Raw genomic sequence first — 24,204 nt, 5'->3', positions numbered from 1 at the left:
AGCCTATGCGGTGATCGGCAGGGAAGGCGCCGTGGGCAGCTGGGCGTCGACGCTGACCTGGTCCAGCGCGATGGCGATCGCCCCGCGTGTCTCGGACCACTCGCCGAACGAGGCACCCACGATCTCGGGAAGACCCTGCGCGGAGGCCAGGGCGGTGCGCTCGAGCGAATGCCGCATCGGAGCCATGAGGATCTCACCTGCCTGCCCCAGCTCGCCGCCGACGACGATGATCTCCGGGTCGAACAGGTTGCACAGGCTCGCCGCGGCGATACCGATGTGGCGGCCGGCATCGGCGATCACGCGGCGCGCCGCACCGTCTCCCGCCTCGGCCGCGTGCAGCAGGTCGCCCAGGCGGTGCATCCCCTCGCTGGGCGGGAACAGCGACAGCAGTGCCGGCCCGCCGGCGTAGGTCTCCAGGCATCCGCGGTTGCTGCACCGGCAGATCGGGCCGTTCTCGTCGAGGGTCACGTGCCCGATCTGGCCCGCCTTGCCGTTGACGCCGCGGAAGAGGTCGCCGCCGACGACCAGGCCGGCGCTGATGGTGTGCCCGACGCGGATGAAGACGGAGGATGCCGCGGCCCGGCCGTTGCCCTCGCGCGCCTCGGCGAGGCCGCCGAGGTTCGCCTCGCTGTCCACGTGCACGGGACGACCGATGCGCGCGGAGAGGCTCTCGGCGACGTCGACGCCCGCCCATCCCCGCAGCAGTCCGGGAGTGGATACCATACCGGTGCGCGGGTCGATGGGTGCCGGCAGCGCCAGTCCCACCCCCAGCAGGTCTGACGGCGATCCGCCGAGCGAGTCCATCATGTCGCCGAGGAGGAGGGCGAGGCGGTCCAGCTCGGCATCGTGACGGTGGTCGAGGGGGAGCGGGAGCGAGGTCTGGGTGACGATCGTGCGAGCGGTGTCGGCGATCGCGATGTGCAGGTGACGCGAGCTGTAGTGGACGCCGGCGACCAGGCCCAGCCGCCGGGCCAGCGACACGAGCGTCGCCCGGCGGCCGCTGCTCGTCGTGAACGACGTGTGCAGCAGGCCCGACGCGGTCAGCTCCTTGACGATGTTGGAGACGGTGGCGGGGGAGAGCCCCGTGCTGCCGGCGAGCTCGATCTGCGTCAGCCGGCCGTGGCGCTTGAGGGACTCGACGACGCGCGCGCGATTGGCCTCGCGCAGCGAGGTCTGCGAGCCCGGCGGGGCGTTACGGCGTGCCACAGGTCACACTGTACCGGACCGCCGAATTCCCAGATCGGGCTGGAATCGAGTCGTGACGTCCGAGGTCAGCGCCGGTCGGCGGCGAGGCGGACGAGCACGATGTTGCCCGACTCGTCGACCTCCGCGACATCGGGGTGCGCCTTGACGAACTCGGAGAAGCTCTTGTGCCCCAGCGCCTTCTCGCTGAACGACGGGTCCAGACGCTTGATGAGGCTCTTGACCGCCGAGGCGTGCTGCCACTCCACGCCCTCCTTGTCGCTCTCCAGGCGCAGCGCGCGGTCCAGGAGCGACCCCGCGGGATCCGCGGCGGCCTTGCGCGTGCGTCGCCGCTGCGGCGCGGCATCCTTCCGTCCCGCCGGCGGAGCGGCGACGCCGGGCAGAGCGTCGTACGAGTCGAACTGGTCGCACGCGGCCGCCAACGACTTCGCGGTGGAGCCGGCCACCCCCACCCCCACGACGAACCGCCCGAGCCGGCGGCAGCGCTGCGCCAGCGGGACGTAGTCGGAGTCGCCCGCGACGATGACGACGTGCGTGAGGTCGGGCAGGCGGAACATGTCTTCCACCGCATCGACCGCCAGGCGGATGTCGGCGCCGTTCTTGGCGTACGCGGCCGCCGGGAACAGTTGCACCAGATCGACCGCGCGCGCCACGAGCTGCGAGCGGTACTCGGCGTTGACCGGCGCCGACCAGTCGGCGTAGGCGCGCGTGAGCACGAGCGTGCCGAAGGAGGTGGCGTAGTCGATGATCGCCCCGACGTCGATCGTCGCGGCCGCCAGCCGTTCGGCGATCTCGGGGTCGGAGGCATCCGTCGCGATGCGCTGGCGATCTCGCGAGTAGGAGTTCTTGCCGTGCACGCGGTCGTACCACGACATGACGATGTTGTCGAAGTCGAGGTACACCGCCACGCGCGCGTTCTGCAGGTCGGGCATGTCACTCCTCCCCGGGGTAGCGCACGCCCACGAGCGCACGGATCTCGTCGAGCGTCGCCATGATCGCGACGCTCTCGTCGACGGGCAGCACGTCGGAGTCGGTGCGGCCCTCCGCGAGGTACCGCGCGGCGGCCAGTGCCTGATACTGCATCCCGCGGCCGGCGCCGTGGGAGCGGAACTCTTCGCGGACGGTGCCGTCGGGGGCGACCAGGCGGAAGGACGTGGCGGAATACCAGACCGGGTCGATGTCGATGCGCGCCTGCGTGCCGATGATCGAGGCGGTGTTCGGTCCCGCGGCGCGGGACGCCGACAGCGAGGTCGACAGGGCACCGGAGGCGTGGGCCATGACGGTGGCGACCTCGGTGTCGGCGCCGGTCTCGCCCAGCCGCGCGGACGCGGCGATCGACAGCGGCTCGCCGAGGATGTCCCACGCGAACGAGATCGGGTAGATGCCGAGGTCGAGCAGTGCCCCTCCGCCCAGCTCCAGCGCGTTGAGCCGGTGGGCGGGATCGCTCGGCAGCAGCTGGGTGTGGTCGGCGGTGACGGCCCGGACCTCGCCGAGCGCCCCCGACCGCACGAGCTCACGGACGCGGACCATGTGCGGCAGGTACCGCGTCCACATCGCCTCCATCGCGAGCAGACCGCGTTCTGCCGCCGCATCGCGCACGGCCGCCGCCTCCACGGCGTTGATGGTGAAGGGCTTCTCGACGAGGACGTGCTTGCCGGCGTCCAGCGCGAGCAGCGCGTTGGCGGCGTGCAGCGGGTGGGGGGTGGCGATGTAGACGATGTCGACGGTGGGGTCGGCGACGAGGTCCTCGTACGACCCGTGTGCGTGCGGGATTTCGAAGTCAGCCGCGAACGCGTCGGCGTTCTCTTGCCGGCGGGAACCGACGGCGGCCACGTCGAGGCCGGCCGTTCGCAGGTCGCTGGTGAAGGCCCGCGCGATGCCGCCGGGACCGAGGATGCCCCAGCGCAGCGCAGTGCCGCCTGGCGAGTCGGACGGTGAGGTCATAGCACGAGGCTAGCGGGAGCGGCGGACTCCGCGACGCTCAGCGGGCGGCGGCGGCCACCGGCCGTCGTTCGGCCTCGGCGATGGGGTCGAGGGCGCCGGCGAGATCCGCGACGAGGTCTTGCGGATCCTCCAGGCCGATCGACAGCCGCACGGTCGTGGCGCCGATGTGCGCCTCGGCCAGCTGCTGAGGCGACATGTGGCTGTGCGTCATGGAGGCCGGGTGGGCGACGAGGCTGCGCGCATCGCCGATGTTCGCGACGAGCCGGATGACGCGGAGGCGAGCGATGAGCTCCTCCACGCGCCGGAAGTCGGCCTCGGGGTCGCCGGTGGCGTGCACGTCGAACGCGAAGACCGAGCTCGCGCCGCGGGGCAGGTAGCGCGAGGCGGATTCGCGCCACGGGCTCGATTCCAGGCCCGGGTGATGAACCCGCGCGACGGCGGGATGCGTCTCGAGGAAGCGCGCGACGGTCAGCGCGCTCGCGGTATGGCGCTGCATCCGCAGGTCAAGGGTCTCCAGGCCCTGAAGCAGCTGGAACGCATTGAACGCCGACAGGGAAGGCCCCAGGTCGTGCACGTACTTCGTCTTCACCAGCGCGATGTAGGGCGATCCGCCGGCGCCGAACCGCTCGACGAGGCTGCCCTGCGGGACGCGCGGGTAGGTCTGGGTGAGCTGCGGCCACCGGTGCGGCTCGGCCGTGAAGTCGAACGTGCCGAGGTCGACCACGACCCCGCCGAGCGAGGTGCCGTGCCCGCCCAGGAACTTCGTCGCCGAGTGGACCACGATGTCGGCGCCGAAGTCCTTGGCCCGCTGCAGATAGGGCGTTGCGACCGTGTTGTCGATCACCAGCGGCACCCCCGCGCGCCGGGCGATCGCGGCGACCGCGCCGAGGTCGAGCACCTGCGCGATCGGGTTGGAGATGGACTCCGCGAACAGTGCCCGCGTGGTCGGGCGGACAGCCGCCTGCCATTCCGCGAGGTCGTCTTGGTCGACGAAGGTGACCTCGATGCCCCAGTCGGCGAACGTGTCCTGCAGCAGGTCGATCGTCCCGCCGTAGAGCTGCCGTGCCGCCACGATGTGCTCGCCCTGCTTGGCCAGTGCCAGCAGCGCCACTGCCACGGCGGCCTGACCGGAGGCGACGCCGGCCGCCCCGATGCCGCCCTCCAGTTCCGCGACGCGGCGCTCGAAGACGAGCACCGTGGGGTTGGCGGCGCGACTGTAGATGTTGCCGTCCTTACGGAGGGCGAACAGCTCGCGCGCCTCGGCGAGCGAGCGGAACTCGAACCCGTTGGACTGATGGATCGAGGGCACCGCGGTGTTCTCGGCGACGCGGGAGTCGAATCCGGCCTGCACCTGCGCGGTCGCGAAGGAGCGAGCGGCGGCGGATGGCGGCGCCGCGGAAGCGCTGACGGATTCCGGCATACGGACCATTGTCGAGCCGCGCCGCCTCACGATGCTGCTCGTGTGTCGAACTGTTGCGCTCGGGCATCCACCGGTCGCGGTCGGGCGTCGCCGGAAGGGGACGCCCCGCCGGTCACGGCACCAGTGTGATCTTGCCGTCGACGCCTTCTTCGACCGCTCGGTGCGCGTCGGCGGCGTCGGCGAGTGCGAACGACGGTCCGAGTTCGACCGTGAAGCGATCCGCCGCCATGAGCGCGAGGGCCACCGGCACCGCCTCGGTACGCCAGGCCTGCTGCTGCGCGGTCAGCGGCTCGGGCGAGCCGCCCGAGAAGGCGCGGATGCCGAGGCCTGCGGCATCCCGCCCCCGCACCAGCGTGGCGATGCGCTCGTGGTCCGCCACGAGTTCGAGCGAGGTCTGCAGCGCCTCGTCGGTGCCCGCGGCGTCGATGGCGACGGTGATGCCGCGCGGGGCCGCGGCGCGGACGCGGTCGGCCAGGCCGTCACCGTAGCGGACAGGGGTGGCGCCGAGGGCGCGCACCCGCTCGGATCGGCGCTCGGACGACGTGGCGACGACCGCCGCGCCCCACAGCACCGCGAACTGGATGAGCGCCGCTCCGACGGCGCCGGAGCCGCCGTGGACCAGGAGCGTGTCGCCCGCGCCCACGCCGAGCGACCGGAGAGTCTGGTAGGCCGTGCCGACCGGGATGCCCAGCGCTGCACCCTGTGCGGCGCTGACCTGCGCTGGGCGGGCGAACACGCGCGAGGCGGCGACGACGAGGTCGCTCGCGTAGGCGCCCGACGCCCCGGCGAAGACGACAGGATCGCCCGGCCGGAAGCCGTCCACGCCCTCGCCGACCGCCGTCACGACGCCGGCACCGTCAGCCCCCAGCCGACGCGGCTCGGTGATCGGCGCCGAGGGCCGTGCCCCGCTGCGGAGCTTGGCCTCGATGGGGTTCACCCCGACGGCGGCGACGTGGACGGCCACCTCGCCCGGACCGGGGACCGGATCGGCGATCGTGATCTGCTGCAGGACCTCGGGGCCTCCGAGCTGCGTGTACGCGATGGCGGTGGTCATGGTGGGGGCAACTCCTCGTGGGGGATCCGGCATTCCTGGCGCCGGCCGCTCACTCCCGCAGCGCGCGCTGGATCCGCTGCAGCGAGACCGGCTCGGCGGTGCCGAGAGACTGTGCGAACAGGCTCACACGGTACTCCTCGAGGAGCCACCGGGCGTGGACCAGCGAGGCGGGGGCGTCCTCCTCGAGGGGGATGACGCCGCCCGCGTCTGCGAAGACGGCCGCGGCCCGCTCGAACTCGGTCATGCGCTGCCGGTCACGGCCGGGATTGTCCGACAGGGTGCGCACGCGCTCCAGTGCCGCCCGCAGGTAGCGCGGCAGCTGCGCAAGCCGGTCCAGGCCGGTGCGCGACGCGAAGGCCGGGAAGACCAGGCCCGCCAGCTGGCCCTTGATGTCACCCAGTGCTCCGAGCAGCGTGAGCGAGTTCGCGTCGCGCATGGCGCGCTCCACGTCGCGGGTCGCGGTGAGGATACGGGCGACGAGCGACACCGTCCGGAACAGCTCGTCGACGACGACTGCCGACAGGGCGTCGCGGACGGTCTCGAAGGCGGCGCGTGTGCGCACGACGCCGTCGGTCGCGGTGCGCGCGATGACGGCATCGGCCACGGCCACCCGGCAGTCCTCCACCAGGGCCTTCGCGGAGGGGTAGGGGGATGCCGCGAGCGCGAGCTTCTCGGCCGAGGTGAGGTGCTCGAGCACATAGGCGGTGGGGGAGGCGACCGCGAGCAGCGCCAGCCGGCGCATTCCGGCGTGCGTGGCGCGTGCGGCGGCTTCGGGGGTGGCCTCGATCCGGAGGGCGACCGCGCTGCCCTCGTCCACGATCGCGGGATAGCCGCGGACCACCCCGCCTGCCACCTTGGTGTCCACCACCTCGGGGAGGTCGCCGAACGTCCAGTCGGTGAGGCCGTTGCGCTCGGCGAACGCCGCGCCCGCCGTCGTGGGGGCGTCGGGGGCCGGCCGCGGGCCGGACGCGGCGGCCGGAGCGGCTGCGGGCCGTTGCCGGCTCAGCGAGCGTGAGACCGACGCGCGGGCTCGATCGGCCAGCCGCGCCTGCAAGGCGCCGAGGTCGCGATCCGAGCCGACGGCGCGGCCGCGTTCGTCCACCGCCCGGAATGACACCAGAAGGTGGGCGGGAACCCGCTCCAGGTCGAAGTCGGCGGCGCTCACCGGCTGGTTCGCGACGCGCTGGATCCGCGCCGCGAGCGCCTGACGCAGCCCCGCGGGCGGCAGGCCCTCATGCGATTCGGGCCCGTCGCCGGCCAGCTCTGCCGAGAAGGTCGCCGCCCAGTCCGCTGCGGGCACGACGTGGCGGCGGATCGCCTTGGGCAGGGCGCGCAGCAGCGCCGTGATGAGCTCGTCCCGCATGCCGGGCACCTGCCAGTCGAAGCCGTCGGGGCGCAGCTGGGCGAGCAGAGCCAGCGGCACCACGACCGTCACGCCGTCGTCGGGGGCGCCGGGTTCGAAGCGGTACGCGAGGGACAGCACCTGATCACCCTGCTGCCAGCGTGCCGGGAAGTCCCGTTCGTCCCCGCGCGAGGCCTCGTCGACGAGGTCGGCCTCGCTCATGTCGAGCAGCCGCGGCGTGCGGGTCGAGGCATCCTTCCACCACGCTTCGAAGGACCGGGCGTCGAACACGTCCCGCGGGATGCGGGCGTCGTAGAAGCGGAAGACGGCCTCATCGCCGACGAGGATGTCGCGACGGCGCTCGCGCTCCTCGATCTTCTCGAGCCGGCGGCGCAGCTCCCGGTTGCGGCGCTCGAACGCCATCAGGCGCTTGTCGCCCTGGGTGGTGCTCAGCGAACCGGGCGGATCCCAGTCGCCCTCCACGAGCGCGTGGCGCACGAACAACTCGCGCGCGAGCGGCCGGTCGAAGCGGGCCAGCTGCACCCGGCGCTTGGGCACGATCTCCAGACCGAACAGCGTCACCTTCTCGTAGGCGGATGCCGCGCCCGCGCTCTTGGACCAGTGCGGCTCGCTCAGCGAACGCTTCGCCAGGTCGCCGGCCAGGGGCTCAGCCCACGCGGGGTCGACGGCGGCGACGGTGCGGGCGAACAGCCGGCTGGTCTCGACGAGCTCCGCCGCCATCACGGCAGTCGGTCGCTTCTTGCGCAGGCCGGAGCCGGGGAAGATGGCGAACCGGGTGCCACGAGAGCCGAGATACTCTGCGTTGCGGCGCTGCTCGGCGCGGTCCGGCGTGCCGCCTCGGCCGCGCGCCGCCGGGGCCGCGGTGCGTTCGTCCAGGAGCCCCAGGTGCGACAGCAGGCCCGAGAGGATCGCCTTGTGGATGTCGTCGGGGTTCGCGGCATCCCCGCCATCGCCCCGTGGTCGCGTCGAAGGTCGCGGCGCACCCACCAGGGCGCTGAGCTGACGGTGCACGTCGGCCCATTCCCGCACCCGCACGTAGTTGAGGTGCTCGGCGCGGCACAGGCGGCGGAAGGCGCTCGAACCGAGCTCGACCTGCTTCTGCTGCAGGTGGTTCCACAGGTTCAGCAGGCTCAGGAAGTCGCTGGTGGGATCGGTGAACCGCGCGTGCAGGCGGTCCGCCTCCTCGCGGCGGTCCTCGGGCCGCTCGCGGACGTCTTGGATCGACAGCCCCGCGACGATCGCGAGCACGTCTCGCAGCACGCCGGTGCGCCGCGCCTCGATGAGCATGCGCGCGAACCGGGGGTCGATGGGCAATCGCGCGATCTCGCGGCCCAGCTCGGTCAGGCTCGGCCGGTCCGGTGCGCGGCCGCCGCGGCCTGACTCCGCATGCGCGGACCGCGCGCGGCTCGCCGGGCGGACGGCCCCCAGTTCGACGAGCAGATCGAACGCGGCCTTGACGCCTCGCGAGTCGGGAGGTGTGAGGAAGGGGAACGACGAGATGTCGCCGAAGCCGAGCGAGAGCATCTGCAGGATGACCGAGGCGAGGCTCGTGCGCAGGATCTCCGGCTCGGTGAACTCCGGGCGTGCGGTGAAGTCGTCCTCGGCGTAGAGGCGGATCGCGATGCCGGGGCTGGTGCGGCCGGCGCGTCCGGATCGCTGCTGCGCCGACGCCTGCGACACCGGCTCGATGGGCAGCCGCTGCACCTTGCTGCGGTTGCTGTAGCGCGAGATGCGCGCCGTGCCGGTGTCGATGACGTAGCGGATGCCGGGAACGGTGAGGCTGGTCTCGGCGACGTTGGTCGCCAGGATGACGCGGCGCCGCCCGCCCGCCACGCCGGACGGCTCGAACACGCGGTGCTGCTCGGCGGCGGAGAGCCGGCCGTACAGGGGCAGCACCTCGGTGGGCGCGGCATCCTTCGCGTACATGCCGCGGACCGCATCGGCCGCGTCGCGGATCTCGGCCTCGCCCGGGAGGAACACCAGCACGTCGCCCGACGCCTCTCGATCCAGTTCGCGCAGCGCCGCGGTGATGCCGTCGACGTCGTCGGACCCGTCGGCCTCCCGGTCGGCGCGGGCGCGAGGCCGATACCGGATTTCGACGGGGTACGTGCGCCCCGAGACCTCGATGATCGGAGCAGGCTGAGGCTCGCTCCCGGAACCGGCCGGCCGGGTGGCGAAGTGCTTGGCGAAGCTCTCCGGATCGATCGTGGCGCTCGTGATGATGACCTTGAGGTCGGGGCGCCTCGGCAGGATCCGGTGGAGGTAGCCCAGGAGGAAGTCCACATTGAGGGACCGCTCGTGCGCCTCGTCGACGATGATCGTGTCGTAGCGGCGAAGCAGGCGGTCCCGGTGGATCTCGTTGAGGAGGATGCCGTCGGTCATGAGCGCGATGCGCGTCTGGTCCGAGACCTTGTCGGTGAAGCGCACCTTGTAGCCGACGGTCGAGCCGAGCGGCACCTGCAGCTCTTCGGCGACGCGTTCGGCGATCGTCCGTGCCGCGATGCGGCGAGGCTGGGTGTGCGCGATCCGGGTGCGCCCGAGCTCCAGGGCGATCTTGGGCAGCTGGGTCGTCTTGCCCGACCCCGTCGCGCCCGCGACGATGACGACCTGGTTGTCGCGGATGGCGCGCGCGATCTCGTCCCGCGCGGCGCTGACGGGGAGCTCCGGCGGATACGAGATGACGGGTTCGGGCGCGGACATAGCCTTCGATCGTATCCCGACTCCGGGTCGGTTCGCCGTGTCGGGCGCGCCCGACGGGCGCGCCCGACGGGCGACGCCGATCAGTCCTACGCTTGATGCATGACAGTCCCCAGCGTGACCCTCAACGACGGCAACACGATCCCCCAGCTCGGCTACGGCGTCTTCCGGGTTCCGCCGGCAGACACCGAGCGCGCCGTCACCGAAGCCCTCGAGGTCGGCTACCGTCACATCGACACGGCCGCCATCTACGGCAACGAAGAGGGTGTGGGCGCGGCGATCGCCGCGAGCGGCATCCCGCGCGACGAGCTGTTCATCACGACGAAGCTGTGGAACGACCGCCACGACGGCGACGAGCCCGACGCCGCGATCGCGGAGAGCCTCGCAAGACTCGGACTGGAGCACGTCGACCTGTACCTCGTGCACTGGCCCACGCCTGCGCGCGACAACTACCTGCACGCCTGGGAGAAGCTCATCGCCCTCCGCGAGGCCGGCCTGACCCGCAGCATCGGCGTGTCCAATCACCTGGTCGAGCACCTGGAGAAGATCGTCGCCGCCACCGGTGTCGTGCCGGCCGTCGACCAGATCGAGCTGCACCCGGCGTACCAGCAGCGCGACATCACCGACTGGGCGGCATCCCGCGGCATGCACATCGAGTCGTGGGGCCCTCTGGGCCAGGGCAAGTACGACCTGTTCGGCGCGGAGCCGGTCGCGGCAGCGGCCGCGGCGCACGGCAAGACTCCCGCCCAGGCCGTGCTGCGCTGGCACCTGCAGAAGGGCTTCATCGTCTTCCCGAAGTCGGTGCGGCGTGAGCGCCTCCAGGAGAACCTCGACGTCTTCGACTTCGAGCTCACGCCCGAAGAGGTCGCCGCCATCGACGCGATGGACCCGGGTGACGGCTCGGGCCGTGTGAGCGCGCACCCCGACGAGGTGAACTGACCTCTCGCGAGCGGGAGGAGCGAATGCCGTGAACCCACGCCTCGAGCACGCCACGAGCCCGTACCTGAGAGCCCACGCCGGCAATCCGGTCGCGTGGTACCCGTGGGGTGAGGAGGCGTTCGCCGAGGCTCGGCGGCGCGACGTGCCGGTCGTGGTGTCGATCGGATACTCCACGTGTCACTGGTGCCACGTGATGGCGCGGGAGTCGTTCGACGATCCCGTGACAGCGGCCGAGCTGGACGCCGGGTTCGTCTCCATCAAAGTCGATCGCGAGGAGCACCCCGAGGTCGACGCCGCCTACATGGCCGCCGCAGCCGCGTTCACCCGCAACCTCGGGTGGCCGCTGACGGTGTTCACCACCCCCGAGGGGCGCCCATTCTACGCGGGCACGTACTTTCCTCCGCAACCCCGCGCCGGCATGCCGGCGTTCCGTCAGGTGCTCGCGGCCGTGCGCGAGGCATGGACCGAACGCCGTGACGAGATCGATGCCACGGCCGATGCCATCGCCGACGCGCTCGCGCAGGCCCGTGCGGGCGACCGGTCGACGCAGGCCGCTGTCCCCACCGCCGATGAGCTCGCGGTCGCCGCGACGTCGCTCGCAGCCCGTGAGGATCCGCGCCACGGAGGATTCGGCGACCCCGCGTCGAACGCACCGAAGTTCCCGGTCGCGACGGCGCTGCGATTCCTGCAGACCGCCGTCGTGCGCGAGCGCGCCGCCGACGCGGTGGCGGTCGCCGACCGCGCCCTCGCCGCGATGGCCGCATCGGAGCTCATCGACCCGGTGGAGGGCGGCTTCTTCCGGTACGCGACCCGCCCGGATTGGACGGTGCCGCACTACGAACGCATGCTGACCGACAACGCCCAGCTGCTCGACGTCGCGATGGACGCAGCGCCGCCGCGGCACGATGTCGCGCGCGGCATCGCCCGCTTCCTCATCGATGTGCTGCAGCAGCCGGGCGGCGGGTTCGGTGCCGCTCAGGACTCGGAATCCTGGATCGACGGCGTCCGCAGCGAGGGCGGATACTACGCGCGGGATGCCGAGGCGCGGGCCGGACTGCAGCCACCGGCGGTCGACGGCAAGGTCGTCAGCGGGTGGAACGGCCTCGCGATCGGCGCTCTCGCCCGCGCGGCCCTCCGCCTGGGCGAGACGTCGTGGCTCGAGGCCGCCCGCTGGGCCGCCGACGCGGTGCTCGAGGTCAACGTCGGCACCGACGGCCGGCTCTCGCGCGCATCACTCGACGAGATCCCGTCTCGCGCCCGTGCGACGCTCGCCGACCACGGGCAGCTGGCGGCCGGCCTCGCCGCCCTCGCGACGGCGACCGGAGAGGTGGCGTACGCGGTCCGGGCCAGGCAGCTGGTGGACTCGTGTCTCGGTGCGGAGGGCGAGATCGTCGTCCCGGGCGGCGGGGACCCTGTGCTCACGCAACAGGGGATCGGGGCGCCCGATGCCGCCTCGGACGGCGACGAGCCCTCGGGGCCGGCATCGCTGGCCGAGGCGGCAGTCCGCCTCTGGATGCTCGGCGCCGGCGACCGCTATCGCGAGTCGGCCGAGCGCATCGTTGCTGCCTACGCCCCGGCGGCGCTCGCGCAGCCGCTGGCCTTCGGCGCGATGCTGCGTGCGGCGGCGGCCCTCGCCGCGGCGCCGCGGCAGGTGGTCGTCGTGGTGCCGGATCAAGACCACGCCCCGGGCGGTGGTCCGTTGGAGGTCGCAGCACGCGGCATCCGTGCCGATGTCGTGACGATCGTCTCGGAGGACCAGGCGCGCCGCTGGGAGGCGGCCGGCTTCGAGCTGTTCGCCGACAAGCGCCCCCGCGCGGGTGCGCCCGCGGCGTACGACTGCCGCGACTTCGCCTGTCGCCTGCCGGTCACCGACCCGGCCGACCTCGCCGGCTGACCTTGCGGTTCAGACCCAGCTGCTCAGCCACATGTGCATGTGCCAGAAGTCGTAGGGCACAGTCATCGCCGAGATGATGGGGTACCAGAACGCCGACAGTGCGATCGCGACGCCGAGGAACACCAGCACGAGCCGCTGCCCCGTGTGCCGGCGGTAGGCGGTCGCCGACGGCCGGCCGGCGATGTCTTGCAGGGCGAAGGTCAGCGCCAGCAGCATGAACGGCAGGATCAGCACCGTGTAGAACTGGAAGATCGTGCGCTGCGGCAGGAACAGCCACGGCACGTACGAGACAGCGACACCCGTCAGCACCAGCGCATACCGCCAGTCCCGCGCGACGACGAAGCGGTACGCGAGATACAGCACAGCGGCCACGCCGGCGTACCAGATGAGCGGGTTGGGCATCGTGGAGATGACCTCCGAGCAGCCGTTCGCCGCCCCGCACCCGTTCACGCCGAACGCGTCCTGGTGGTAGTACACGCCGGTCGGGCGCAGCAGCAGCGGCCATTGCCACGCGGGACTCGCATACGCGTGCGCAGACGTGATGCCGGCCGTCGAGGCGTACATCGCCATGTGGTAGAGCCACAGACTCTGCAGCGCGTTGCTCCCCGCGTGCCGGTCGTATCCGCCGTCCGTCACGAGCCAGCCGGTCCACGATGCCAGATAGACGACGAAGGCGGCAGGGACGAACAGGAGGAACGTGATCACACCCTGGCGCACGGCATCCATCGGCCAGAAGAGCACCCCCGCGCGCCTGCGGGCCAGCGCGTCGCTCACGACCAGGTAGACGCCGAGCCCCGCCAGCACCCACGCACCCGACCACTTCACCGCGGTGGCGGCACCCAGCGCCGCGCCCGCCGCCACGATCCACGGCCTGTTCCACAGCACCGGCCCCCACGACGGGGGCTCGTCGCCGTCGTGGCGCGCGGCGACGGTCTCGGCGATCCGCGCCATCGTGCGTTCCCGGTCCCGCACCACGAACAGGAAGGCGAGCAGCACGAAGAACAGCAGCGAGGTGTCCAGGAGGGCGATCCGGCTCATCGAGATGGCGAGGCCGTCGATCGCCATGAGGAGTCCCGCCACCACTGCGAAGGTGGTCGAGCGCGTGAGGCGCTTCGCGATCAGCATGAGGACGAGCACCGAGGCCACGCCCAGCAGCGCGGTGGTGATGCGCCAGCCCCACCCGGACTCGGGACCGAGCACGACCATGCCCAGCGCGATGATCCACTTGCCCAGCGGCGGGTGCACCACGAACGCGGGGTCCGTCGTGAAGACATCGACGTCGCCCGACAGGAACCGGGCGTTGGCGTCGGCGGGCCAGGATGCCTCGTATCCGAGGTGCAGCAGCGTCCAGGCGTCCTTGACGTAGTACGTCTCGTCGAACTGGTTCATCAGGTCGTGCGCGGCCGCGAGATTCCACAGTCGCAGCACCGCCGCGATGACGAGCACGATGGCGGGTCCCAGCCACCGGTAGAGGCGTCTGGCACGCGCGTCCTCACTGAGCCGGCGCGCGAAGCGGTCGTACAGGCTCGGACGCGCGGGGGTCAGGAGCGGGGCGGCGGGCGGGTCGGCCTCGAGCCGCGGGGCATCCGTCACGCTGCCAGTGTAGGCGCGAGGGCCGAGTCTAGGCTGAGGGCGTGATCATCCTCGCGGCGACCCCGATCGGCAACCTCGGGGACGCCTCGCGGCGACTCGTGGAGGCCCTCGAAGAGGCCACCGTGGTCGCGGCGGAAGACACCCGCACCACGCAGCGGCTGCTCTCGGCGCTGGGCATCGACAATCGTCCCCGCCTGATCGCCCTGCACGACCACAACGAGAAGGAACGGGCGCCCGAGATCGTCGAGCTGGCGCGCGACCAGGACGTGCTCGTGCTGAGCGATGCCGGGATGCCGACCGTGAGCGACCCCGGCTACGGCCTGGTCGCCACCGCCGCAGCGGCGGGCGTGACGGTGACCGCGATCCCGGGACCGAGCGCGGTGGTGACGGCGCTGGCCGTATCGGGCCTCCCGACCGACCGCTTCACGTTCGAGGGCTTCGTGCCGCGCAAGCCGGGGGAGCGCACCGCCGCCCTGCGCGCGCTCGCCGCGGAGCCGCGCACCATGGTCTTCTTCGAGGCTCCGTCGCGCGTGGCGGCGACGCTGCTCGACATGGCCGCGGTGTTCGGCGCCGACCGTCGCGCCGCCGTGTGCCGTGAGTTGACCAAGCTGCACGAGGAGGTCGCGCGCGGTGCGCTCGGCGAACTCGCGGCATGGGCGGAGCAGGGCGTGCGCGGCGAACTGGTGATCGTGGTCGCGGGGTCGCCGGAGCGCGACATCCCGTTCGACGACGCCGTACGCCAGGTGCTCGCGCTCGTGGCTGACGGCATCCGGTTGAAGGATGCCGCCGCCGAAGTGTCAGGCGTCACCGGCCATTCCCGCCGTGAGCTCTACCAGGCGGCGCTGGCAGCACGGGCCTGAGTGTTACGAAACCCGCCTCGGGATGCGGGGTGCACCGGGTGTCCCGTCACAGCGGCGGCGCCGGCATCCCGTCGAACTAGACTCGTCGGGTGAGCACCGGCCCCTCGTCCTTCTACATCACGACGCCGATCTACTACCCGAGCGACGTGCCCCACATCGGACACGGCTACACCACCGTGGCCGTGGACACCCTCGCGCGCTGGCACCGTCAGGCCGGCGACGACACCTGGATGCTCACGGGCACCGACGAACACGGTCAGAAGATGCTGCGGGCCGCCAGCGCCAACGGCGTGACGCCGCAACAGTGGGTCGACAAGCTCGTCGGTGAGTCGTGGTTCCCCCTGCTGAAGACGCTGGACGTCGCCAACGACGACTTCATCCGCACCACGCAGGAGCGGCATGAGCGCAACGTGCAGACGTTCTTCCAGGCCCTGTACGACCGCGGCTACATCTACGCCGGCGAGTACGAGGCGCTGTACTGCGTGGGCTGCGAGGAGTTCAAGCCCGAGGCGGAGATCGTCGACGGCACGGGGCCGTTCGAGGGACTCAAGGTCTGCGCCATCCACTCCAAGCCCCTGGAGCTGCTGCAGGAGAAGAACTACTTCTTCAAGCTCAGCGAGTTCCAGGACCGCCTGCTCGAGCTCTACAAGACCGACTTCATCCAGCCCGAGACCGCCCGCAACGAGGTCGTCTCGTTCGTGAAGCAGGGGCTGAAGGACCTGTCGGTGTCGCGGTCGACCTTCGACTGGGGCATCAAGGTGCCGTGGGACGAGAGCCACGTCATCTACGTGTGGATCGATGCGCTCCTCAACTACGCCACGGCCGTCGGGTACGGCTCGGACCCCGAGCAGTTCGCGCGTCGGTGGCCGGCCTACCACGTCGTCGGCAAGGACATCCTGCGCTTCCACGCCGTGATCTGGCCGGCCATGCTGATGGCCGCGGGTGTCGAGGTGCCGCGCGGCGTCTTCGCGCACGGCTGGCTGCTGGTCGGCGGCGAGAAGATGTCGAAGTCCAAGCTGACCGGCATCGCCCCGACCGAGATCACCGACGTCTTCGGGTCGGACGCGTACCGGTTCTACTTCCTCTCGGCGATCGCCTTCGGGCAGGACGGCTCCTTCTCGTGGGAGGACCTGTCCGCGCGGTACCAGGCGGAGCTGGCCAACGGCTTCGGCAACCTCGCCTCGCGCACCACCGCGATGATCGAGCGCTACTTCGAGGGGGTCGTCCCGCCGCCGGGTGAGGACACCGATGCGGACCTCCACATCCAGAAGACGGTGGCGGATGCCGCCGCCGCCGCGGACGCCGCCATCGACCGGTTCCGCATCGACGAGGCGATCTCGTCCATCTGGACCATCGTGGATGCGCTGAACCTGTACATCACCGAGAACGCACCGTGGGTGCTCGCCAAGGATGACGCACAGCGCGAGCGCCTGGGCACCGTGCTGTACACCGCGGCAGAGGGGCTGCGCGCGCTCGCGGTGCTGCTGTCGCCGGTGATGCCCGTCTCGACCGAGAAGCTCTGGGTCGCGCTCGGCGCTGCCGAGTCGCTCGGGCCGCTGCAGGACCAGCGGATCCGCGAGGCCGGAACCTGGGGCATCCTCCGGCCCGGCACGTCGGTGAACGGCCTGGCGCCACTGTTCCCGCGCGTCGAGCAGACCGTGTGACCGAGCCCCGGCATCCCGTCTCCCGGTCGTTCCATGTCCCACTTTCCCGCCCTCATGTCCCAGTTTTCGCCGGTCGTGTCCCACTTTCCGCCGCATGGCGATGATCTTGTGAACGAAAGTGGGACATCGAAGTGACTGAGACTGCCGTCCCCTACCCGGCGGGAAGCTCCGATCCGTCGCAGTACGTCCGCGCCCGCGAGAAGGGGTCGCGCGACGTCACCTACCCCGATGCTCCCGAGCCGCTCGCGGTGCCGGTGTACGACAACCACGCGCACCTCGAGATCGAGGACGGCGAGGTCGGTCTGTCGCTCGACGAGCAGCTGAGCCGAGCAGGCGACGTCGGCGTGATCGGCGTCGTGCAGGCCGGTGGTGACATCGAGTCGAGCCGCTGGTCGGCGTGGGCGGCGGCATCCCACCCTCGCGTGCTGGCGGCCGTTGCGATCCACCCGAACGAGGCCCCCGCGTACGCCGCGGCCGGGCGTCTCGATGAGGCGATCGCGGTCATCGACGAGCTCGCGTCCCAGCCGCGGGTGCGGGCCATCGGTGAGACCGGACTGGACTTCTTCCGCACCGACGAAGACGGCCGCCCCGCCCAGTTCGCGAGCTTCGAGGCGCACATCGCCCTCGCGAAGAAGCACGGCATCGCGATGCAGATCCACGACCGTGATGCCCACGACGCCGTGCTCGAGACGCTCGAGCGCGTCGGCGCCCCCGAGCGCACGGTGTTCCACTGCTTCTCAGGCGACGCCGAGATGGCCGAGGTCGCACGCGAGCGCGGCTACTACCTGAGCTTTGCCGGCAACGTCACGTTCAAGAACGCCCAGAACCTGCGCGACGCGCTCGAGGTCACACCGCGCGAGCGCATCCTGGTCGAGACGGATGCCCCGTTCCTGACGCCGACGCCCCACCGCGGCCGCCCCAATGCGCCGTACCTGATTCCGGTCACCGTCCGGTTCATGGCCGCCAAGCTCGGCGTCGACCTCGACGAGCTGTGCGCCCAGCTGGCCGCCAACACGCTCGAGGTCTACGGCCCCTTCGAGGGCTGACGTCAGTCGATGAGGGGACGGCCGCCGGCGCCGGGCTCGTCGTCCGAGGCGACCTCGTCGGCCTGCGCGTCGTCCAGCACCGGCTTGGCCGCGGCGATGTGCGAGATCGACCGCCACACCAACAGCAGGGTGACCGCGGAACCGGCGAACGCGAACCACCACGGCGCGGTCAGTCCGAAGAGCTGGGCGAGCAGTCCGCCGATGAACTGCCCGATCACCAGGCCGCCGAACACGCCGACCATGTTCACCGATGCGATGCGGCCCTGCAGCTGCATGGGCACGAGGCGCTGGCGGACGGTCGTCGAGATGGTGCCCCAGACGAACGCGTACAGCCCGAAGCCGAACATGATGACGAAGGCCACCACCGGCGACGTGGTGAGCGCGAACGAGAGGTGCATGAGCACCTCGAGAGAGAGGCACACCCGCATCAGCGTCGAGAACGAAACGTGCCGCTCCAGCCAGCCGAAGCTGAAGACGGCGATGATCCCGCCGATCGCCGACGCCGTGGTGAGGGCGCCGTAGCCGACAGGTCCCATTCCCAAGTGCTCGGTGGCGTACAGCACCAGCACGCCCCAGGGCGCCGCCCACGTCACGTTGAACACCAGGATGATGATGACGAGGGTGCGGACCGGGGCGTTGTGGCGCAGCCAGCTCAGACCCTCCCGGATCGCGTGCACCTTCGTGCTGCGCGCCTGGCCCTCCTGCTGCGGCACCGGCGTGCGCGCGATCCGCGATACGAGCAGCACCGCCAGAGCCACGCACAGCACCTGCAGCAGGAACGGCCAGAAGGAGCCCACGGCGAACAGGAACGCGCCCAGCGGAGGTCCGGCGAGCTGGTTCGCGACGAGGTACCCGGCCTGCATGCGCGCGTTGCCGATCCCCAGATCGGCCGGGCGGACGAGCATCGGCAGCAGCGTGCTGCCCGCCGAATCGGCGAAGACCTCCGCCGTCCCATAGAGGAAGGCGGTGGCCAGCACCATCCACACGGTCGCCTGCCCCGTGATCAGGAACCCGACGAGGATCAGCACGATCACCGCGCGCAGGCCGTTGGCGAGCATCACCAGCCGCCGTCGGTCGTGGTGGTCGGCGACGGCACCCGCCAGCAGGCCGAACAGCAGCCAGGGGAGGAACTGCATCATGGCGCCGGCGGCGACCAGCACCGGTGACGAGGTGAGCGAGGCGATCAGCAGCGGCGACGCCGCAAGCGCGATCCCGTCTCCCAGGTTGCTCGTCCACGAGGACGCCAGCAGCCATCGGAAGTCGGCTCCCAGTCGGCGGGGTGCGATCAGTTCGCCGAGCGAAGGCATCCCGCCATCCTAGGGCGGGTCAGGGACGGAGTCAGCGCGTGGCCGCGGCACCCTTGCGCAGGAACAGGGTCTCGGTCTGCTCGATGTCCATGCCCTTGGTCTCGGGTACGCGCCAGGCGACGTACACGAACGACAGCGCCGCGAACAGCGCGTACATTCCGTAGGTGAGCGGCAGCGACCACGACGACATCGCCGGGAACGAGATCGTGATGAGGAAGTTCGCCAGCCACTGCGCGCCCGCCGCGACCCCCAGTGCCTTGCCGCGGATGCGGCTCGGGAAGATCTCGCCGAGGAGCACCCACACCAGTGGGCCCCACGAGGCGCCGAAGCCGATGACGAACACGTTGGCGGCCACGAGCGCGATCGGACCCCACGGCGCGGGCAGCGAGACCGCGCCCTCGGCATCCGTCGTCGAGAACATGAACGACACCGCCATGAGCCCGAGAGAGAGCGTCATGAGCACGGAGCCCGTGAGGAGGATGGGCTTGCGGCCCACGCGGTCCACCAAGAAGATCGCGACGAGCGTGACGAGCACGTTGGTGACCGACGTGAACACACTGATCGCGAACGAATTGCTCTCGTCGAAGCCGACCGACTGCCAGAGGCTCGTCGAGTAGTAGAAGATCACGTTGATGCCGACGAACTGCTGGAACACCGACAGGATGATGCCGACCCAGACGATCCGCTGCAGGCCCAGAACCGGGCCACGCAGCGAGACGCCCGCGTTCTTGCGGTCGGTCTCGATGGCGTTCTGCAGCTCCCGGATCGACTGATCCAGATCGGCCGGCGGCATCAGGCGCGAGAAGATCTCGCGCGCCTCGTCGATCCGGCCCTTCGCGATGAGGTAGCGAGGCGACTCCGGCACCGTGAACGAGAGGATGCCGTAGACCGCCGAGGGGATCACTCCCACGAGGAACATCCACCGCCAGGCCTCCAGGCCCAGCCACAGCACGTTGTCGGCGCTGCCCGCCGCGCCCGCGAGGAGGGCGTCGGAGAGGAGCGCGGCGAAGATACCGATCGTGATGGCGAGCTGCTGCAGCGACGCCAGGCCACCGCGGATCTGGCGCGGCGCGATCTCGGCGATGTACGCCGGCGCGACGACCGAGGCGATGCCGATGCCGAGTCCGCCGATGACCCGCCACAGTGCGAGGTCCCAGGCCGAGAAGGCGAGACCGGCGCCGACGGAGCTGACGAAGAACATGATCGCGCCGATGAACATCACCCGCAGGCGTCCCCAGCGGTCCGAGAGGTTGCCGGCGATGATCGCGCCGACCGCGCAGCCGAGCAGCGCGATGGCGACGACGAAGCCGGTGATGACATCGTTGAGCGCGAAGTCGCTGGAGATGGAGTCGACGGCGCCGTTGATCACCGACGAGTCGAAACCGAAGAGGAAGCCGCCGACGGCAGCGGCCACCGACAGCCCGATCGCGCGACGCCCGTAGGGACTGCGGAGGGAGAAGGCGTCGGCGGGGATCGAGCCGGTCGTGTTCATGCTCGTCACGCTAGTGGCAGTCGGGGTCGAGGGCGAGGCACTCGCGAGCGAGTCCGCAAGACCGTGTCGTGCCCGCCCTCGCGAGCGCGGCAGGAGAGCGGATGCCGTGGACCGGTGCCGTCCGTCGGTAGGGTGAACGCATGCCCGTGACACTGCTCGGTGCGGCCGAGATCCGCGCGCTCGCCGCCGAACTGGACGTCACACCCACCAAGAAGCTGGGCCAGAACTTCGTGGTGGACGCGAACACCGTGCGCAAGATCGTCGCCGTCGCAGAGGTGCGCTCCGGCGACCGCGTGGTCGAGGTCGGACCCGGTCTCGGATCCCTCACACTGGCGATCCTCGAGGCCGGGGCATCGGTCACCGCCGTCGAGATCGATCATCGCCTCGCGGAGCGCCTTCCGGCCACGGCGACCGCCCACGGCGTGCCCGACGGTGCGCTCACGGTCGTCGACGCCGACGCGCTGCGAGTGAGCGCGCTGCCGGGCGAGCCGACCGTGCTGGTCGCCAACCTGCCGTACAACGTGAGCGTGCCGGTGCTGCTGCACTTCCTCGAGACCTTCCCGGGCCTTCAGCGCGGTGTCGTCATGGTGCAGGCCGAGGTGGGGGAGCGCCTCGCCGCCCCGCCCGGATCGAAGGTCTACGGCGCGCCGAGCGTCAAGGCCGCCTGGTATGGTCCCTGGCGGCTGGCGGGCACCGTATCGCGTCAGGTGTTCTGGCCGGTCCCGAATGTCGACAGCGTGCTCGTCGCGTTCCACCGCGACGCCGAGCCTCGTGGCGACGAGGCCCTGCGCCGGCTGACCTTCTCCATCGTGGATGCCGCGTTCCAGCAGCGGCGCAAAATGCTGCGGCAGGCGCTCGCGGGCGTGCTCGGCGGCACGTCAGCCGCGGCATCCGCCGTTCTGGAGGAGGCGGGCGTCGCACCGACCGCCCGCGGCGAGGACCTCGGGATCGAGGACTACGTCCGTATCGCACGAGCCGCCGCAGCATCGACATCCCCCGTCTGACCGAGATCATTCAGGGGATATACACCGCGTCGTCGGCCTGATCCCAAGAGCAGCGGGTAGCATTCCCAGCGTCCGCCGTCCGGATGTCAGGCACCTCGCCTCGCGGCGGATCGGAGTTACCCGACATGCGCACCGCCGAATATCCGGCCCCCGAACGCATCCTGCTGCACCTGAGCGACACCCACCTCCGCGCGGCGACGACGCCGTGGCTCTTCGACGCCGTCGACGGCGCCGCGCGCCTGGCGGAGACGGTCCGGGTGATCGAGGCCAGCGGCATCCGACCCGACGCGATCGTCGTCACCGGTGACCTCGCCGATCTCGGCGAAGCGGCCGCGTACGTCGACCTTCGCTCGCTGCTCGAGCCCCTCGCCCAGCGCTTGGAGGCGCGGCTCCTGTGGGTGATGGGCAATCACGACGAACGCGGCGCCTTCCGGCAGACCCTGCTGGACGAGGCCGCCGGATCGAACGCCGACGGACGAGGCGCATCCAGCCCATCCGATCTGCGTCCCGTCGACCGGGTCGACGAGCTCGACGGGCTGCGCGTCGTGACGCTCGACACGACGGTCCCCGGCCACCACCACGGCGAGGTGACCGACGACCAGCTGGCGTGGCTCGCGGACGTGCTCGCCGTGCCGGCGCCGCTGGGCACGATCCTGGCGATGCACCACCCGCCGGTGCCGAGCGTGCTGCCGCTGGCGGCGAGCGTCGAGCTGCGCGACCAGCGGCGGCTCGCCCGGGTGCTGCGCGGCTCCGACGTCCGCGCGATCATCGCGGGCCACCTGCACTACTCGACCTTCTCGACGTTCGCCGGCATCCCCGTGTCGGTCGCCTCGTCGACCTGCTACGCGCAGGATCTCACGGTGCCGGTCGGCGGGAGCAGGCCGCAGGACGGCGCGCAGGCGTTCAACCTGGTGCACGTCTACGACGACGCGGTCGTCCACTCCGTCGTGCCGGTGGACGCGCCGCGCGCCCTGGAGCACATCGACGCGGAGGAGGCGCGACGCCGGCTCCTCTCGGCCGGCGTCGCACCGCTCACCTCCGCGCGGAGGGATGCGCCGACCGAGCCGATTCCCGTTCTGCGCTGACCTCGTCGCGCTCCCAGGGCGCGCGCACCGGGAACATCCGCTCCAGGGCGTCGCGGATGGCGCGCACGCGGATCTCCTCGGGGATGTCGGTCTCACCGCCGTCGTTGAGGCAGAACATGTCGACGTCGCAGCGCTCGGCCAGCCGCTCCATGCGGCGCAGACCCGAGGGCACGGTCGTCTGGGCGTAGCGCACCCGCGGAGCCCGGGTCGCGACGGCCCGGCCGGTCATGACGGCGTAGTAGTGGTACAGGCTGTTGGTGACCGAGATGTCGGTCGCGGAGCGGAACCGGGATGCCGCGGTGCGGGCGAAGTCGTCGGGGAACGCCTGCTCCAGCTCGGCCATGACGCTGCGGCGCAGGGGCGCGGCACAGTGTTCGAGGTCGCGGACGATCGTGATGCCGAACCGCTCGCGCAGCAGGGCGCGGTTGACCCGCAGCCCGTTGTCGTGTCCGCTGCGATGCCGCTTCGGCTCGCCCGGCCCGATGCGCACCTCGCTCTCGACGAACTTGGTGACGCCCCCGGGCGTGAAGAACATCTCCGGCTCGACCGGTCGCCCGAAGAACATGTCGTCGTTGGAGTACAGGAAGTGCTCCGCGAGACCGGGGATGCGGTGGAGCTGGGCCTCGACGGCGTGCGAGTTGTGCGTGGGAAGGACGGACGGATCGGCGAAGAACTCCTCGCTGCGCACGATCCGCACCTTCGGATGGTCCAGCAGCCACGCGGGTGCGGGTGAATCCGTCGCGATGAAGATGCGGCGCACCCACGGGGCGTACATGTGAACGCTGCGCAGCGCGTAGCGCAACTCGTCGACGTGACGGTATCGGGCCGGCCCGTCGTCGCCCTCGCCGACCACGTACTCCGCGAGCTGCGCCGCGCGTTGCCGCTGGAAGTCGCTGGATGTCCCATCCACCCACGAGAAGACGATGTCGACGTCCTCGGTGAACTCGAGCGGCTGCGGGTCGAACATGCCGGCGATCGTGCGCCACGTGCGGCCGTAGCGCTCGACCGTCGCGTAGTCGAGGTCCGCGGTCGGCGTGCGGCGGCGGATCAGCGCGTTGTCGCGAGGCGCGACGACCTCGTCGTCTCCGAATCGCCAGAACTCCAGGTGCACGCCGAGCGAGGGGCCGTAGCGAAGCGAACCCGACGCGGTGACCCGCGGCCGGTACAGCCGCAGCACGGTCGGCGAGTCGAAGGCGATGGCGGCGTCGCACGCGAGTACCGGAGTGCGTCCCTTGGCCTTCAGGTACAGCGGCTCACGGGTGCAGACCGCGGCGAGCGCTTCGAGGGCCGCATCCCGAGCTCGCAGGTCCACGACGAGCGCGGGGAGGGTCCGGTCGTGGCGGATCAGGACCGTGTCGACGCCGGCATCTTCCAGCGCCGTGGCAACCAGCAGCAGATCCGCCTCCCGGGCGGCGTGCGGGGCGACATCGTCGTGGACGAGATGGAGGACGCCGCGGTCCACGACGACATCGCTGCGACCGAGGAGCACGGTCCACGGGTCGGCGGCCCGTGGCAGCGCAGACAGTTGGGTCATATGGTCTCCTTCTGATCGACCGCGCGCGGGGGGGCCGTGCGGTTTCGACACGATAACGAGCGTCTATGACGACGAGATTTCGGCGAAGACCCTTGACACGGGGTC

General features: G+C 71.2%; 17 protein-coding genes. 7 read left to right on the top strand and 10 right to left on the bottom strand.

The features are described from left to right. Nucleotides 1-3: 3 nt before the first annotated feature. From C9992_RS05145 to hrpA, 6 genes are all read right to left on the bottom strand, one after another. Nucleotides 4-1,206 carry an ROK family transcriptional regulator gene (locus C9992_RS05145; RefSeq protein ID WP_200826217.1) on the bottom strand — a complete coding sequence of 401 codons (1,203 nt, stop codon included), beginning with the start codon at nt 1,204-1,206 and terminating at the stop codon, nt 4-6. 65 nt (nt 1,207-1,271) lie between these two features. Beyond that, nucleotides 1,272-2,135, bottom strand: a complete 864-nt coding sequence (locus tag C9992_RS05140; protein WP_106814433.1) for an NYN domain-containing protein — start codon at nt 2,133-2,135, stop codon at nt 1,272-1,274. 1 nt (nt 2,136) lies between these two features. Further along, nucleotides 2,137-3,147 carry a Gfo/Idh/MocA family protein gene (locus C9992_RS05135; protein WP_106814432.1) on the bottom strand — a complete coding sequence of 337 codons (1,011 nt, stop codon included), beginning with the start codon at nt 3,145-3,147 and terminating at the stop codon, nt 2,137-2,139. Between the two features lie 37 nt (nt 3,148-3,184). After that, complete coding sequence (locus tag C9992_RS05130) at nt 3,185-4,567, bottom strand: O-acetylhomoserine aminocarboxypropyltransferase/cysteine synthase family protein (RefSeq protein WP_235007992.1); 1,383 nt, start codon at nt 4,565-4,567, stop codon at nt 3,185-3,187. Between the two features lie 112 nt (nt 4,568-4,679). Beyond that, nucleotides 4,680-5,621, bottom strand: a complete 942-nt coding sequence (locus C9992_RS05125) for a quinone oxidoreductase family protein (RefSeq protein WP_106814430.1) — start codon at nt 5,619-5,621, stop codon at nt 4,680-4,682. Between the two features lie 49 nt (nt 5,622-5,670). Continuing rightward, entirely contained in the window at nt 5,671-9,684 is a 4,014-nt protein-coding gene (hrpA, locus tag C9992_RS05120; protein ID WP_106814429.1) for an ATP-dependent RNA helicase HrpA, read from the bottom strand. Nucleotides 9,685-9,783: 99 nt separating this feature from the next. Between hrpA and C9992_RS05115 the strand changes: the two genes are divergently transcribed. Then, entirely contained in the window at nt 9,784-10,620 is an 837-nt protein-coding gene (locus C9992_RS05115; RefSeq protein ID WP_106814428.1) for an aldo/keto reductase, read from the top strand. Nucleotides 10,621-10,648: 28 nt separating this feature from the next. Beyond that, nucleotides 10,649-12,514 (top strand): thioredoxin domain-containing protein, encoded by a 1,866-nt coding sequence (locus C9992_RS05110; protein WP_106814427.1) that lies wholly within the window; start codon nt 10,649-10,651, stop codon nt 12,512-12,514. Between the two features lie 9 nt (nt 12,515-12,523). Here C9992_RS05110 and C9992_RS05105 read toward each other — a convergent pair whose 3' ends face one another. Then, the gene (locus tag C9992_RS05105; protein WP_106814426.1) at nt 12,524-14,107 is read right to left on the bottom strand and encodes a dolichyl-phosphate-mannose--protein mannosyltransferase; all 1,584 of its coding nucleotides are present in this window, start codon (nt 14,105-14,107) and stop codon (nt 12,524-12,526) included. A gap of 41 nt (nt 14,108-14,148) precedes the next feature. Between C9992_RS05105 and rsmI the strand changes: the two genes are divergently transcribed. The 3 genes from rsmI to C9992_RS05090 all read left to right on the top strand — a co-directional run bounded on the left by rsmI (nt 14,149) and on the right by C9992_RS05090 (nt 17,677). Then, complete coding sequence (rsmI, locus tag C9992_RS05100) at nt 14,149-14,967, top strand: 16S rRNA (cytidine(1402)-2'-O)-methyltransferase (protein WP_106814425.1); 819 nt, start codon at nt 14,149-14,151, stop codon at nt 14,965-14,967. 89 nt (nt 14,968-15,056) lie between these two features. Further along, complete coding sequence (gene metG, locus C9992_RS05095) at nt 15,057-16,631, top strand: methionine--tRNA ligase (protein ID WP_106814424.1); 1,575 nt, start codon at nt 15,057-15,059, stop codon at nt 16,629-16,631. Nucleotides 16,632-16,762: 131 nt separating this feature from the next. After that, nucleotides 16,763-17,677: a TatD family hydrolase gene (locus C9992_RS05090; protein WP_106814423.1), complete on the top strand. Its 915-nt coding sequence runs from the start codon at nt 16,763-16,765 to the stop codon at nt 17,675-17,677. Between the two features lie 2 nt (nt 17,678-17,679). On the opposite strand, the gene C9992_RS05085 is transcribed toward C9992_RS05090, so the two are convergent. Continuing rightward, nucleotides 17,680-18,984 carry an MFS transporter gene (locus tag C9992_RS05085; RefSeq protein WP_106814422.1) on the bottom strand — a complete coding sequence of 435 codons (1,305 nt, stop codon included), beginning with the start codon at nt 18,982-18,984 and terminating at the stop codon, nt 17,680-17,682. 31 nt (nt 18,985-19,015) lie between these two features. Next, nucleotides 19,016-20,476 carry a sugar porter family MFS transporter gene (locus tag C9992_RS05080; protein ID WP_106814421.1) on the bottom strand — a complete coding sequence of 487 codons (1,461 nt, stop codon included), beginning with the start codon at nt 20,474-20,476 and terminating at the stop codon, nt 19,016-19,018. Nucleotides 20,477-20,616: 140 nt separating this feature from the next. On the opposite strand from C9992_RS05080, the gene rsmA reads away from it, so the two are divergent. Beyond that, the gene (rsmA, locus tag C9992_RS05075; protein ID WP_106814420.1) at nt 20,617-21,480 is read left to right on the top strand and encodes a 16S rRNA (adenine(1518)-N(6)/adenine(1519)-N(6))-dimethyltransferase RsmA; all 864 of its coding nucleotides are present in this window, start codon (nt 20,617-20,619) and stop codon (nt 21,478-21,480) included. Nucleotides 21,481-21,605: 125 nt separating this feature from the next. Continuing rightward, nucleotides 21,606-22,565, top strand: a complete 960-nt coding sequence (locus C9992_RS05070) for a phosphodiesterase (RefSeq protein WP_106814419.1) — start codon at nt 21,606-21,608, stop codon at nt 22,563-22,565. Here C9992_RS05070 and C9992_RS05065 read toward each other — a convergent pair. Continuing rightward, entirely contained in the window at nt 22,513-24,099 is a 1,587-nt protein-coding gene (locus C9992_RS05065) for a stealth conserved region 3 domain-containing protein (protein WP_106814418.1), read from the bottom strand. The two genes, C9992_RS05070 and C9992_RS05065, sit on opposite strands and share 53 nt — an antisense overlap. Between the last annotated feature and the right edge of the window lie 105 nt (nt 24,100-24,204).

This window comes from Microbacterium timonense (assembly GCF_900292075.1).
GTDB classification, from domain to species: Bacteria; Actinomycetota; Actinomycetes; order Actinomycetales; family Microbacteriaceae; genus Microbacterium; species Microbacterium timonense.
This window is presented reverse-complemented; position numbering and strand designations above follow the sequence as displayed.

Coding starts and splice junctions, on each gene's coding strand:
- C9992_RS05140 (WP_106814433.1), bottom strand. CDS start 2,135: ATGCCCGACCTGCAGAACGCGCGCGTGGCGGTGTACCTCGACTTCGAC.
- C9992_RS05135 (WP_106814432.1), bottom strand. CDS start 3,147: ATGACCTCACCGTCCGACTCGCCAGGCGGCACTGCGCTGCGCTGGGGC.
- C9992_RS05130 (WP_235007992.1), bottom strand. CDS start 4,567: ATGCCGGAATCCGTCAGCGCTTCCGCGGCGCCGCCATCCGCCGCCGCT.
- C9992_RS05125 (WP_106814430.1), bottom strand. CDS start 5,621: ATGACCACCGCCATCGCGTACACGCAGCTCGGAGGCCCCGAGGTCCTG.
- hrpA (WP_106814429.1), bottom strand. CDS start 9,684: ATGTCCGCGCCCGAACCCGTCATCTCGTATCCGCCGGAGCTCCCCGTC.
- C9992_RS05115 (WP_106814428.1), top strand. CDS start 9,784: ATGACAGTCCCCAGCGTGACCCTCAACGACGGCAACACGATCCCCCAG.
- C9992_RS05085 (WP_106814422.1), bottom strand. CDS start 18,984: ATGCCTTCGCTCGGCGAACTGATCGCACCCCGCCGACTGGGAGCCGAC.
- C9992_RS05080 (WP_106814421.1), bottom strand. CDS start 20,476: ATGAACACGACCGGCTCGATCCCCGCCGACGCCTTCTCCCTCCGCAGT.
- rsmA (WP_106814420.1), top strand. CDS start 20,617: ATGCCCGTGACACTGCTCGGTGCGGCCGAGATCCGCGCGCTCGCCGCC.
- C9992_RS05070 (WP_106814419.1), top strand. CDS start 21,606: ATGCGCACCGCCGAATATCCGGCCCCCGAACGCATCCTGCTGCACCTG.
- C9992_RS05065 (WP_106814418.1), bottom strand. CDS start 24,099: ATGACCCAACTGTCTGCGCTGCCACGGGCCGCCGACCCGTGGACCGTG.